The organism is Coprococcus sp. AF19-8AC (assembly GCF_003603115.1).
Classification (GTDB): domain Bacteria; phylum Bacillota; class Clostridia; order Lachnospirales; family Lachnospiraceae; genus Coprococcus; species Coprococcus aceti.
The window spans coordinates 237,737-251,505 of the sequence record NZ_QTMI01000002.1 but is presented as its reverse complement, the minus strand read 5'-3'; the positions used below and the strand labels follow the sequence as shown (position 1 = coordinate 251,505).

General features: G+C 41.0%; 14 protein-coding genes. 11 read left to right on the top strand and 3 right to left on the bottom strand.

All coding sequences use genetic code 11. The features are described from left to right. The first annotated feature begins 8 nt into the window (after positions 1–8). Entirely contained in the window at positions 9–1,574 is a 1,566-nt protein-coding gene (locus DWX57_RS06015) for a DUF3794 and LysM peptidoglycan-binding domain-containing protein (protein ID WP_120123242.1), read from the top strand. On the opposite strand, the gene DWX57_RS14390 is transcribed toward DWX57_RS06015, so the two are convergent. Both DWX57_RS14390 and DWX57_RS06005 read right to left on the bottom strand, forming a co-directional pair. Next, complete coding sequence (locus DWX57_RS14390) at positions 1,571–1,888, bottom strand: helix-turn-helix domain-containing protein (protein WP_308936787.1); 318 nt, start codon at positions 1,886–1,888, stop codon at positions 1,571–1,573. The two genes, DWX57_RS06015 and DWX57_RS14390, sit on opposite strands and share 4 nt — an antisense overlap. Before the next feature lie 151 nt (positions 1,889–2,039). Beyond that, on the bottom strand, positions 2,040–2,615 hold the full coding sequence (locus tag DWX57_RS06005) for a biotin transporter BioY (protein ID WP_117549772.1): 576 nt from the start codon (positions 2,613–2,615) through the stop codon (positions 2,040–2,042). A gap of 264 nt (positions 2,616–2,879) precedes the next feature. Here DWX57_RS06005 and DWX57_RS06000 point away from each other — a divergent pair, with 264 nt between their 5' ends. From DWX57_RS06000 to DWX57_RS05990, 3 genes are all read left to right on the top strand, one after another. Continuing rightward, on the top strand, positions 2,880–3,704 hold the full coding sequence (locus tag DWX57_RS06000; protein WP_120123241.1) for a nitrilase-related carbon-nitrogen hydrolase: 825 nt from the start codon (positions 2,880–2,882) through the stop codon (positions 3,702–3,704). 101 nt (positions 3,705–3,805) lie between these two features. Further along, positions 3,806–4,222: an HIT family protein gene (locus DWX57_RS05995; RefSeq protein WP_120123240.1), complete on the top strand. Its 417-nt coding sequence runs from the start codon at positions 3,806–3,808 to the stop codon at positions 4,220–4,222. A gap of 125 nt (positions 4,223–4,347) precedes the next feature. After that, complete coding sequence (locus DWX57_RS05990; RefSeq protein WP_120123512.1) at positions 4,348–5,076, top strand: TraX family protein; 729 nt, start codon at positions 4,348–4,350, stop codon at positions 5,074–5,076. A gap of 26 nt (positions 5,077–5,102) precedes the next feature. Here the strand turns inward: DWX57_RS05990 and DWX57_RS05985 are convergent, their stop codons facing one another. Next, positions 5,103–5,327 (bottom strand): helix-turn-helix domain-containing protein, encoded by a 225-nt coding sequence (locus DWX57_RS05985; protein ID WP_022217480.1) that lies wholly within the window; start codon positions 5,325–5,327, stop codon positions 5,103–5,105. Between the two features lie 133 nt (positions 5,328–5,460). On the opposite strand from DWX57_RS05985, the gene DWX57_RS05980 reads away from it, so the two are divergent. The 7 genes from DWX57_RS05980 to DWX57_RS05950 all read left to right on the top strand — a co-directional run bounded on the left by DWX57_RS05980 (position 5,461) and on the right by DWX57_RS05950 (position 13,731). Continuing rightward, positions 5,461–6,498, top strand: coding sequence for a chromosome partitioning protein ParA (locus DWX57_RS05980; RefSeq protein WP_022217481.1), 1,038 nt, complete (start codon positions 5,461–5,463; stop codon positions 6,496–6,498). A 10-nt stretch (positions 6,499–6,508) separates the two neighbouring features. Continuing rightward, the gene (locus DWX57_RS05975; RefSeq protein WP_022217482.1) at positions 6,509–7,747 is read left to right on the top strand and encodes a CpaF family protein; all 1,239 of its coding nucleotides are present in this window, start codon (positions 6,509–6,511) and stop codon (positions 7,745–7,747) included. 2 nt (positions 7,748–7,749) lie between these two features. After that, the gene (locus DWX57_RS05970; protein ID WP_120123239.1) at positions 7,750–8,613 is read left to right on the top strand and encodes a type II secretion system F family protein; all 864 of its coding nucleotides are present in this window, start codon (positions 7,750–7,752) and stop codon (positions 8,611–8,613) included. A gap of 12 nt (positions 8,614–8,625) precedes the next feature. Further along, positions 8,626–9,495 carry a type II secretion system F family protein gene (locus tag DWX57_RS05965; RefSeq protein ID WP_120123238.1) on the top strand — a complete coding sequence of 290 codons (870 nt, stop codon included), beginning with the start codon at positions 8,626–8,628 and terminating at the stop codon, positions 9,493–9,495. A gap of 32 nt (positions 9,496–9,527) precedes the next feature. Continuing rightward, positions 9,528–9,773, top strand: coding sequence for a Flp1 family type IVb pilin (locus DWX57_RS05960; protein ID WP_120123237.1), 246 nt, complete (start codon positions 9,528–9,530; stop codon positions 9,771–9,773). A gap of 84 nt (positions 9,774–9,857) precedes the next feature. Further along, a complete protein-coding gene (locus DWX57_RS05955) occupies positions 9,858–10,508 on the top strand; it encodes a TadE/TadG family type IV pilus assembly protein (protein ID WP_120123236.1) in 651 nt (216 codons plus the stop codon). Between the two features lie 16 nt (positions 10,509–10,524). After that, positions 10,525–13,731: a hypothetical protein gene (locus DWX57_RS05950; RefSeq protein WP_120123235.1), complete on the top strand. Its 3,207-nt coding sequence runs from the start codon at positions 10,525–10,527 to the stop codon at positions 13,729–13,731. The last annotated feature ends 38 nt before the right edge of the window (positions 13,732–13,769 follow it).

Here is a 13,769-nt window from a genome sequence, read left to right as displayed (position 1 = left end):
GGGAAAATATGGAGCTTACTAAGAACAGGATCACAACGACGAATCTTAAGGCGGCAAAATATGTTGAGTTTACCGTGGATGACGATTTCAATGTCCCTGATGTGAAGGGGGATATAGACAGACAGATAGCCAGCAAAGGACAGGTGACGATAGAAAACATAGACGTCATGGAGGGCAAGGCGCGCATCACAGGAACTGTGAGCTACGCCATCCTATACCAGACGGACCGGGAGGGGGATTCATTTGAGAGCCATGACGGAGAGTTGCCATTTGAGGAGACGATAAATGCGGATGAACTGTCGCTGGGAGATAAGGTTTCCGTACAGGGTGTGCTGGAGGATCTGTACGTGACCGTGATAAATTCCAGAAAATACGAGGTGAGAGGGCTTGTGGGCGTGAAGCTCTGGGCGTGCCAGCAGATCACCGCGGAGGGCGCCGTGGGCATAGCAAACGGCTCTGGTATAGAGTGCATGACGGAGAAGGTAAGCTTTACAAATCTTGCGGCGTCTTCCAGAGACATAATGAAGATAAAGGAGGACATAGAGATCCCGGCAAATAAGCCGAATATCGGACGTGTGCTGTGGGATCAGGTGAACTTCTCGGAGATAGAGAGCCGTGCCACGGATGTGGGGGTACATATAAGCGGCAAGATGGACATATTTGTCATATACAAGCCGGATGACGAGGTGGCTCCGGTGCAGTATGTCAGCGCCACGAGGGAGTTCCAGGACACTGTGAACTGCGATGGAATAGACGAGGATATGATACTGGACGACATGATAACCGCATCCCGCGGTTCGGTGTCCGTGCGTGCAAATGACGGCGGTGAGGACAGGATACTCCAGGTGGAGAGCAGTCTCAATGTGGACATCAAGGTGTACGAGGACGTGGAGGCAGACCTTCTCAAGGATATGTTCTCATATTCTGCGCAGGTCGATCCCGTCAGGAGCAGATTCAGTTACGAGAACCTTCTCATGAGAAACAATGCAAAGACGAGGGTCGTGAAGAAGGAGAGGCTCAAGAGCGGCCAGCCGTCCATTCTCCAGATCGTAAATGTGACGGGCAGTGTGGATATAGACGATGTCAGGCCGGCGGATGACGCCGTGGTCGTCGAGGGTGCTGTGAAGGCGGCAGTTCTTTATGTGTCATCGGATGATAGCAGACCTCTGTGTCAGATGGAGGTGGTAGCTCCATTTTCATACAGGGTGGAGACTGTTCCGCTCAGAACTCAGGATTCCATCAGGATTACCCCTGCACTCAATCAGATCACGGCGGCGCTGCCGGGCAATGACGAGGTGGAGATAAAAGCCATAGTGGATATGGGAATGACCATATTTACCCGGAAAGAGATAGAGCTTATCGATGACATGACGGTGGCTCCGGTCGATATGAAGAAGAAAGCGGTGGCGCCAGGTATAGTGGGCTATGTTGTGCGTGACGGTGACAGCATATGGTCGATCGCAAAACAGTATTATTCCAGTCTTGATTCCATAAGAAAGCTCAACAGCCTTGAGGGGGATGACGTGAAAGCCGGTGACAGGTTGATAGTGGTCAAATGTGCGGGAAAGAATTAGCTGTTGCCCTTCCAGTGTATATCGTATTTTCCCGGTGATCTGGGATCCTGGTCGGTGACAGCGGCTTCTCTGTAATATTCTTCGTATGGAACAGGGTTGTTGGTGATTCCAAGAATGTAATCGGATGACACGTTATATAACTCGGTGAGATATATAAGGTGATGGATTGGCAGCGCGCTTGCGCCCCTTTCATAACGTGCGTACATGGTCTGTGAGGTGTTCAGATAGCGGGCAACATATTGTTGTGTAAAGTCATGATCTTCCCGCAGTCCCCGGATTCTTTCTATATACTTTTTATCCTTGCTAAATTCCATATACTGCATTCGATCACCCGCAAAAATGATAACATACGGGTTTGTGACCCCTTTAATTTTAGTAAATATGTTTACTAAACGAGATGGTAACAAAAAAGTGCAATCATAGCCGACAGCTATAATTGCACTTAAGTTTGTGTATTTCCATTAATCAGGCTTCTTTTGCCTGTTCATTGGCCTCTTTGTCGTCCTTCTCAGGGAGAAGTCTCTTGAACAGTGGAACGAGCTGTGCGGCGATGACAGCCTTAACGAGGTCGAGTGGAATGAATGCCACGAAACCTGATAAGAATGCAACCTTCCATGTGAGGTTACCGTTGAACTTCCACCAGATCATTCCCACGATATCAATGATCACGACACCTATGATCGCAACGATGGTATACTTAAGTCTCTTGTACTTTTGGCCTTTGATGAGACCGACTACGATTGATGCAATGATGAATGAGAAGGTGTATCCACCGAATACTCCGAACAGATATCCAAGGCCTGCGCCTCCGCCGATGAATACAGGAACGCCGATGGCACCCATGATCATCCAAAGTGCTATTATGATCGTTGAGTCTCTGAGCTCAAATACGAGAGCTATCAGAATTATCATAAAGTTGAGTAATGTGATGTGTGCTGCGTTAGGGAGCGGTGTTGGAATGCTCAGGTAAGCGGATGCACACAGAATTGCAGTGAACATGGCCATCATGACCAGCTCTACAGTGGTAAATGCTTTTTTCATTTGTAATAATCCTCCAATGATTGTAATGCCTGTGTACAGCTTATTCACAACAAATCCAGGTAGTTTCGACGGGCTGATGACGAATACTGCCTGGATTTGTTAACCTATACACAAGGGCTATGGTTGACATTATATATACACACGGGAGAAATGTCAACCATAAATTTTGAACACAGGTTAACATTTGCAAAACACACGTTATTGTGTAAAATACTTAATATAGAATTCGAACGATATACAGAGTGTATACACAGGAGGCGGGATATGATAAAGGTCGGAATCACGGAGATCGATATTGGATACGAGGATAAGGAGTATGCCAGGGAGCACTGTCTTGAGGTCATGCAGGAGGCATATGAGAATGGCGTTGAGCTCTTGGTGTTTCCTGAGATGACGCTGACGGGATTTACCATGATGCCCGCTCGCATGTGGGAGGCGTACAGGGATGGTGAGATACCGGAGAGCGTTTCGTTTTTCATGGAGAACAGCAGGAAATACGATATGGCCATGGCATTTGGTTATATAGAAGCTTTCATGGCTGATGGAAGCGGTGAGTTTGATGAGAGCAGAAGGAAGGTATTTGAAAATAAGCTGGCGATCGTCAGCGGTGATGAGGTGATCATGGATTACGCAAAGATACATCCTTTTTCGTTCAGCGGTGAGGACAGGGTGTACCGGGCAGGCAGCCGTATTTGTCAGGCGAATGTCAAGGATCTGAGGCTGGGCGGATACATATGCTATGATCTCAGATTCCCGGAGATATTTTCGGCGGCGAGGGATTCTTACGATGCCATACTTGTGATAGCCAACTGGCCTGAGGAGAGAGTTGCCCAGTGGGAAGCGCTGCTCAGGGCGAGGGCCATTGAGAATCAGGCATATGTGATAGGCGTGAACAGAGTGGGCATGGGTAAAAGGGAGAGATATGTTCCTAGCTCACATATATATGATATATTTGGAAATGAACTGGCTGAGAGGGTGAGCGACAGACTGCTCGTTGCGGAGCTTGATCCTGCGGTCATAGCAGGTGCCAGAAAGACATTCCCGCAGAGCAGGGACAGAAAGAATGATTTTTACAGGTCAATATTATAGAATTATTTGACTGGTGTATAAAACTGGTGTTCTCTTTGGTGCTTGTAATATTTTGTCAGATGGTTTACAATGGATAGAGGCAATGAGGAGGTAAAACTTATATGAATAAGGACGATTGCATTTTTTGTAAGATAGCCAACGGTGAGATTCCATCAGCGACAGTTTATGAGGATAGTATCTGCAGAGTAATACTTGATGTGAATCCTGCTAACAAGGGCCATGCGCTTATTATCCCGAAAGAACATTTTGACAATATATACAGCATGGATGCTGAGACAGCAGCCAAGATATTTACTATAGCTACAGAGGTGGCAAAGGCACAGAAGGCTGAGCTGAATCCGGACGGACTGAACATCCTTCAGAACAACGGTGAGGCAGCAGGTCAGACTGTATTCCACTTCCATATGCACCTTGTTCCAAGATACATCAAGGACAACGTGACTATGACATGGGTACCCGGTAAGGCTGATACAGAGGAGCTGTCAACATTGTCTAAGGCTCTCAGAAAGAGAATCTAGACGATTGAAGATAGATATATAAGGTTTTGTGAGAAGAGCAGCACATGATGAACATAAGTCATGTGCTGTTTTTTTCTGTTACGGTGTTACTGATAGAAAGAGCAGGCGGTAGGAAAGGACTGTATATGGAGTATAATGAAGAAACTGAGGAAAGAGGGCTGAGGCGGCTGTCGTCAAATGCGCTCAAGCTGACAGCCTGTGTGTGTATGGCCGTAGATCACATAGGCATAGTATTCATGGATAACAACTACATAATGCGCGCTGTGGGGCGTCTGGCATTTCCTGTATTTGCATTCCTGCTTGTACAGGGGCTTCTGCGTACATCCGACGTGAGGAGGTATCTTCTGAGACTTGGAATATTTGCGGTGGTGTCAGAGATACCATTTGATCTGGCAATGCACGATACGATCTGGTATCCGGGGGCTCAGAACATATTATTCACCCTGACAGCCGGACTGTTTGCCATATACGCCATGGATAGCCGGGGGTCAATCGGAAGATGGAAGGTCGAGATCGCACTGGCCGCAGCACTTCTGGCGGAGTTCCTGAGATTCGACTACGGCATGGCGGGAGTGGGAATCATAGTCATGTTCTATCTGATCGAGAAGGAGCGGAGTGGAGCGGATGCTTATACTCTGGCATATTTCAATAAGAAGCAGAACATTGAGATCGTGGTGCTCAGTTCGCTGGTATACATTCTCTGCCTGGGCATGAATCAGCTATACGCTCTGTTGGCGATGATACCTGTGAATATGTACAGCGGAGAGAGAGGAAGGATGAAGCTCAAGTATTTCTTCTATCTGTTCTATCCCCTGCATTTGCTGCTTATATGGGAAATCGTAAAAGGAATGTAGATGTCGAAAATCTACATTCCTCTTTTTTACTTTTGTGGATATTTTGTCTTTACGTTACTTGCCCCGCTGATATAGTCGACAGATACATTGTAATACCTAGCAAGAATAAGGAGACTGTCAACAGGAATCCGTGTTTTACCGCTTTCATAATCAGCGTAGGTACGTTGACCTACATGTAACAAATCGGCAACTTTTTGCTGTGTCAAAGAGTTGTCTTCCCTGATCTCACGTATCCTTTCGTTATAGCGCATTAGCATACCTCCTTTAGTTTACGATTAGTATAATTTGAGAAAATTTATATATTGACAAAAAGAGCCATAAACTCTAAAATAAAAATGCTAATGTAGAGTTATAAACTCTAAGACAGCGAGGGAGGTGGAGTTTATGAAAATACGTGTGGGTTTTATTATTTCGGATAAAATATATATAGAAAGACTGGTGTCAACCCTTAACAGATATTATAGTGATAAGCTTGAAATTTATTCATACACGGATGTTAAAGTGGCCAATGAAAGCGTTGAAAATCAAAGGCTTGACATAGTTATAGTGGATGAGACGTTACAGGTGAACGAATACAGAAATTGTTGCATGGCATATTTTGTAGAGTCTCCTGACATAGACAAGATAGAAGGAAAAAAAGCGATATGTAAGTTCCAGAAAGTAGAGCTTATATATAAGGATATACTTGCGTTATACTCTGAGTACAGTTCTAGAATTACCAAGCGCAAGAGAAGTGGTGAGCTTGCAGAAGTCATCACTTTTACCTCACCGGCATGCGGCAGCGGAGTGACATCCATGGCAGCGGCATTCGCCTTAAATTGTTCCCTTAATAATAAAAGTGCATTGTATCTGAGTATGGAGAATATTCCGACTACAGATATTATTTTTGATGGTGAAGGAAAATATACACTTACTGACGTGGTGTATGCAGTGAAGAGTAAGAGGTCAAATCTTTCAATGAAGCTTGAAAGCTTTGCCATTACAGATTCAGCAAATGTAGACTATTTTGCTGCGCCTAAGAATCCGATGGATCTTCATGAAATGAATGATGAGGATGTGGAATTGCTTATATCAGAGCTCAAGTCCATGGGACTTTATGATTTCATAGTAATCGATGCTGATTTCAATATCACTCCAACATTCAAAAAGATTATAGATTGTTCAGATAAGACAGTGATAGTTGTGAATGACGATGAGAGATCCGCACATAAGGTTGACAGAATGAATGAACTTATGAAGGTATTCGTCAACAATGAAGATTTCATCAGGACAGCAAGCTTCATTATTAACAAAGAAGAAGCTGCAAAGTTTGATTGGTCTACGTGCAAAGTTATAACAAAGTCCGGTGCTGTTCAGGGAACAACATTCAGGCAGATAGTAGATATACTTGCTAACAATCAGGAATTTTTGAAATTATATTAGGGTGTGAATTATGACATTTGATGAAGAACAGGAATTTGTGGCGGCAGCCAAATTCTATGTGTCCAATAATCTGGAACTTAATAGACTGAGTGATGAGGACCTCGAGGAAGAGATAGAAAATGTTGTTAACAGTAAGCTGGATGGTCAGTATTGCACAGTTGAACAGAGATTGTCCATAGTAAAACAGGTATACAGCTCAATCCGTGGGCTGGGACTGCTGGACAGTATCATGACAGACGATACCATAACAGAGGTCATGATAAATGGAAAAGACAATATATTCATAGAGCAGAATGGACGAGTAAAACGACTGGACAAGTTTTTTGAGACGGACAGGCGACTGGAAGATATAATTCAGCGAATTGTTGGAATGGCAGGTAGAGAGGTCAATCAGGCTAATCCTATTGTTGATACAAGACTTCAGGATGGTTCCCGAGTTAATGTAGTGCTTCCACCTATAGCTTTGTGTGGACCAACGGTAACTATCCGTAAGTTCTCAAAGGAGCCTATGACAATAGAGAAGCTTATAAAATACGGTTCAATAACTGAGGAGATAGCGCATAAGCTTGAGCTTCTGGTAAGGGCAAAATACAACATATTCATATGTGGAGGTACCGGTTCCGGTAAGACAACATTCCTGAATGCCCTGTCAAATTATATACCGAAGGACGAGCGAGTAATTACCATTGAGGACTCAGCAGAGCTTCAGATAGTTGGAGTAGATAACCTTGTAAGTCTGGAGACCAGAAATGCAAATGCATCAGGAGCTGGAGCAATAACTATAAGGGATCTTATCAAATCCTCACTTCGAATGAGACCTGAAAGAATAGTAGTTGGAGAGGTTCGTGGTGGTGAGGCACTTGATATGCTGCAGGCCATGAATACAGGTCATGATGGAAGCTTATCTACAGGACATGCTAACTCAACTCATGATATGCTCTCCCGTTTGGAGACAATGGTTCTTCAGGGGGCAGAGGGATTACCTCTTGAGGCTATAAGACAGCAGATAGCATCGGCTATAGACATAATAATACATTTGTCCAGACTTCGTGACAAATCCAGAAAGACGATGGAGATAACGGAGGTTCTGGGTATGAAGGATGGAGAGATACAGTTAAATCCATTGTATGTATTTGAAGAGGATGAGAATTCAACGCTCGACAGAGTGTCTGGAAGATTAAAGAGAACAGATAATAAGATGCAGAATGTATTCAAGCTGCAGCTCACGGGAATAAGGGAAGAGATATAGGTATGTTAGGAATAAGTAAAAAGGAAAAGAAACCTGAAGAACCACAGTATTATATGTCCAGAGTGCAGATGCCGGTCATGAATTATAAGGTATATCACATGGGTAAAGTGGAAAAAATACTTACATTTATGCTGGCGTTTGTGATAGGAGCGGCAGTGGCATATCTGTTCTATGGAGGCTTGTTTAAGGATGAATATGGAAATGCCACAACAGCTACCTGGATCAGCAATATAGTGATCATGCTGGTGGTTGGAATCATAGCAGGTAGGATGTTTGTTCCAATCAGAACAAAGAGCATCATAGACAAAAATCAGAGAAAACTCAAAGAGCAGTTCAGAAGTATGCTGGAAGCTGTAAACACCTCACTCGGCGCAGGAAACAATGCCATAGATTCATTTGAATCAGCGTACAGAGACCTTCGTGTTCAGTATGAGGAGGATGCTTTCATATTGAAAGAGCTGAATGTCATATTGGTTTCAAACAGAAACAATATAGATATAGAAACTGTGCTGAAGGACTTTGGTGAGAGAAGCGGAATAGATGATATCAAGAGCTTTGCCAGTGTGTATGAGATATGTTACAGAAAGGGTGGAAATCTCCGAGATGTAATCAACAACACCCACTCCATCATAAGTGACAAGATGGAGATCATGGAGGAGATAGAGACCATGGTTGCGTCGAATAAGATGGAACAGAATCTGATGATAGTTATGCCGGTGGGACTTATAGGTATGATTAAGATGATGAGCCCTGACTTTGGCGATAATTATGCAACTGTTTCTGGAGTTATAGCTACAACATTGGGAGTTATATGCTTTGTTGCGTCATATTACATAGGCAAAAAGATTCTTGATATAAAACTGTAAGGGGATGAAAAAATGCTGACAACAACTAATATAGTGGTATTTTCGATATCGGGGGTATTACTGGTCGGATGGCTTGTGTTTTATTTCTATGGCAAAAAATACAGTGAGCTATTTGACGGACTTGATGAAAAAGAATATCCGTTGAAGGACTTATATTTTCTTGGTTATGGGATTATGGAAATGTTCCATTATCAATATAAGAGTAAGGCAGATAGAAAACTGAGACAGAGTGCAGAGATATTATATGAGAAAAAATATGCAGAATATTATGTGAGACTTTCATATGCCCAGAAGCTGTCGTTGTCATACACCCTGCTTGTTATAGGTTTTATTGTATATGGTTTTACATCGGAGATAGGAATTTTGTTTGTATTTTGTCTGTTTTCTTTTACAGCATATTATTACTTTGGCACACTTATGTTAGAGAAGATAAAGAAAAGAGAAGAGGAGATGCTCCGTGACTTTTCAGAGGTTATATCCAAGTTAGCGTTACTCACTAATGCAGGAATGATACTGAAAGAGGCGTGGGAGAAGGTTGCCTTTAATGGAGAGACTATTATATATAAGGAAATGCAAAAATCCGTGGAGGATATGAATAATGGAATGTCAGAGGTCGAAGCTTTTCATAGCTTTGGAACCAGGTGTGTTCTTGCGGACGTTAAGAAGGCTGTATCAACCATGATACAGGGCATGGAAAAGGGTAACAAGGAGCTTGTAAAGATGCTTAAAGAACAGTCAGCCGAATCGTGGAATATAAAGAAAAATATAACTATGAGAGAAGGCGAAAAAGCATCAGGTAAGCTTTTGATTCCGATGATGATTATGTTTATAGGAATATTAATTATGGTATTAATACCAATATTTACAAATATTGGCGCATAAATACAAAAATAATAGGGAAGGAGGAATAACAAATGGGAGAATATGTAGATAAGCTTGAAGTTCAGGTTGTTTCCAGAGCTAAGTATCTTGGACTTAAGGCAAAGGAAAAAGTTGCTGATTTCTTTACAAAAGAAAACGGAGATGTAAACGTTGTATCAATAGTATTTCTTATAGGTATAGCTGTTGTACTTGCAATAGTATTCAAGGACAAAGCAAAAGCACTTGTAGAAAGCCTGATGGGAACAGTAAGCAAAAAGGCTACGGATGCAATAAAGTAATAATATGATTCGTTTATATCGGCGGGAGATGAAAGTCTCCCGTTTGATATAATCGCCAATTCGAATGGGTATGGGGCAGATTAGATGAAGATAATGAATGTAGTGAAAGAGAGTTTTAAGAAAGAAAAAGGATCGCTGATTGTTGAGGCAACAATAGTATTCCCTGTAATGTTTCTGATAGTAATTTTCTTGATATTTTTGGGAAATATTTATTATCAAAGGAGCAGAGCTCAGGCAGTCTTTACGAGCGCAGTTATAGAGTATGCCGCGAGAGAATCCAATCCTATGCTGAAACAGTATATGGATAGCGGCAGCCTTGGAGCAGTGAGCACTGGGAATGATTTTAAACCATATAGATATCTGAACTTCTCCAGCAGAGGAGCAGAGATTGGATCAAATGTTGAAGGCGAATTGGGCAAGATGGGTGGTGGCTTGTTCTCTAGTATGGAGTATGAGAACCCTTCGGTTTCCGTTAAATATAAAACATATGGAATATATGCAAAGGCCGAGGCGGAGATGACTTACAGTATAACTATGCCGGTTAAATTACTGGGACAATCAGAGGCGACTAAGGTTGATTTTGAAGAATACATTGAGGTGCCGGCTATGGAAGGTGCTGAGATGGTCAGAAATGTTAACATGATAAGAGATTTGGTAGATAGACATGAAACTGCAAGCAATATGGCAAGTAAGGCTGGAGAATTTTTAGGAAAATTCAGAGCAATCATGGATTGATAGGGAGGAAATACTGATGATGAAATTGTTTAGACCGGGTGGAACTATATCGGTTTTTCTAGTAATAATATTAGTTCCTTGTCTGGTTGTATGCTTTCTATTTGTAGATCTTAGTAGAGTTGAATTGTCACAGAGTTCTGTAGAGTCCACTGCAGACACTACTCTTAATTCACTTATGGCAAATTATGACACATTATTGAGTGATTACTATGGGCTTGTTGCATCTGTTCAGGATATTGATCAGTTTTATTCTGTTAGCGAGGATTTTTTTAAAAAGACGTTGGTGGCAAATGGTGTTTCAAGTGATGATAGTAATGAAATAGTATCATGGATATTTAATGAAATAAGAGGGGGAGGAGAATACAGCGATCTCATGCAGACATCCCTTGTTCCTGGCACAGAGAATCTTTATGCTGTGCCAAAATCCGGATTGGGAGAAAATCCTGTTCTTATAAAAGAGGGCGTGGTGGAATTTATGAAATATCGTGCACCTGAATATGCAGTAGAATCGATATATGCAAAATTGTCAAAGGATGGCTCAGATATTCAAAGAGATTTGGAAAATGCAAAACAGGACAGCGAACTTTCTGATGCAAGAGATACATTTGCGGATTCGGAGGGGGAATTAAGTAAAAAAGAGTTTTATACATATTATTACTATAATGAATATAAGAAACAAAATCTTACAAAGAAGGATGTTGAAGACGCTGTTCAACATGCAAATGATAGTAAGCAGGTCTATCAGGATGTGACAAAGGATGCTGTGGCAAGATTGTGGATTGCTGAAACTGATAAACCAATGAACTTATCACATTATGGTATCACTTGTTCATATCGAACTAATACAGATGGTATGACTGAGTATCTTGCAACAAGTACAATTGGAAGTTATGCGGAAAAGAAAACCGCAAAAGATGTTGCGTCAAAAGTTGATAAGAAAGAAAAAAAGTATTATTTAAAATCTAAAGATTACGATGATGCAAAGGAAGATTTGTCTAATAAGACAACGGCACTTAAAACGGCACTTACAGATGCTGATAATGCTGTTAAGGATTTTGTTAGTAAAAATTATGGCGATGGAAGTGATCAGACAAATAAGGAACAGTGGTATTACTTCGCTTATAATGCCATAAAAAAACATATAGATAATATCAATAAAAAGGGTGATGCGGTTGCTAAAGCAATGATAAAGGTGCAGGCAATGCAGGAATGCGAAGCCTATACTGATGATACAGGATTTGAAGCTGATTGGAATAAGACAGAATGCTCTGAGGTAGCGGCAGCTAAGAAATTTTTGAAAGCAGCATTCGTAGATCATGAAGGAGAGCCTGATAGTTCCGCTGGAAAAAATTACTTCATTGTAAAAAATGAAATGATAAACATATGGAGTTCTGTTAATTCCGGTTACTCTACATCATCGGCTAGTCAGCAGCTTAATGATATAGCGACAAAGTTAGCAAATAGTAGAGAAAAAATAGCGGTATGTGTTGATATTCTCGACATGGTTATAAATGGAAAGTTGGGATATAAAGTTGTTAGTCTTGATAAGATAGCTGATCTTGCAGATGATTATGATGAAAATTATGAGAAGTGGAAGGAAAAAGCTGAAAATACACAAACGTCATTGGGCAAGGAACAACAGAAAGAAATTGAAACACAATATGAGGGCAAACCTAGAAATGTTCATAGTGCTGATGTAAAAGAGTTTAAAAGAAAATTGTCAAACGTAAAGACAATGCTGGAAAAGGTGATCAAGGGCATAGACTCAATTAAATACGGTGGTAAAAAAGTTGCAGAAATAGATGATTTCAGTACATTTTATAAAGAGTTTAAATGGGCTTTTGATAAGCCATCCAGTCCAATGACTAATGCGCAAATAGAAGATATGGCAAAAAAGGTGTTTGAGAAAAAGTTTACACCGCAAACGGGAGAACTTGAATCTATAATTTCGTTGCCAGAGCTTTCATATTCCGATTATAAATTGATATTGACAAGTGCTGATGATAAATATTATGCATCTTTGTACGAAAAATATAATAAACTGAAAGATCTTGAAAAAGCGAAAGAAGGCGTTGATAAGGAAGATGATAAACTTGACGATTACGAGACACAGGGTGATAAGGCAAAGGAAGAAGATAAGGCAGAACAGGAAGGCGATAGTGTAAGTCTCGGTAAAGATATAAATGTATCAGACTATTCTGGAACAAAATTTAATGATGCAACTATCATCACCAGCTTCGCAACTTGTATAGGTGATTTTATAAATTTAAATGGTAGAAATGCCAGAGATTCAATGTATGCAACGCTTTATGCGATGAATATGTTTAGTTACAGAACATTTGTATATGAACGAAAAGCATCTATATATAATGGCGAATTGACTTTGAAAAATTGTGATGGTGTTTATTCCGACTTGGAGTCAAAGTGGAGTAGTACGGATAAAACAGATACCTATAATAAGACGCTTACAAATAGAATGATAAATTCAACTAATAATGCAGCAAATAACGCTGAGATTGAATATATTCTATATGGAGGAACAAATAAAGAAAACCTAAAAAAGGCATATTTATCAATATATGCGTTAAGATATGCTTTGAATCTTGCATCAGGTTTTGTTAATTTTTATAATTATAACGCAAAACATAATAGTGCAACAGCTTTTGCGATAAATGGGGTTGCAAAGGCTGTTAGTATCGCTACATATGGTGTTATTCCTGAGCCGGTTACAAAGTGTGTTTTGATTGCTCTAGTAACTGCCCTTGAGAGTGCACATGATATGAAAATCTTGAATAAAGGTTTGAAATTAAAGGTATATAAGACGGATGCAAACGATTGGGCCTGCAGTTTAAGTGATCCTGGAAAATCAGATAGCACAACTCCTTCTACGGACGAAAATAAGGTTGCGAAAGGGGATGGACTCAGTATGAGTTACAGTGATCACTTATTCATATTTCTGTTTTCTGCTTTTAGTAGTGATAGTGATTTATCAAAGGCTGCTTATTTCAGGTTAGGCAGAGTTATAGAGGCAAACATGCAGTTGGATAGCGGAGAGGGAGCTGCATTTTCCTTGGCAAATGCGAAGACTATGTTTACATTTACAGCAGAGGTGAAAGTTGCTCCGTTGATGTTGGATTTGCCGTTGGCCAGTGACTATACAGAAAATCTGTCAGATGAAAGCCGATGGAATAAATATACAATAGAAATGACTAGAGGATATTAATATCTAGATGAAACAGAAAGGGGATGCAATGCATCCCC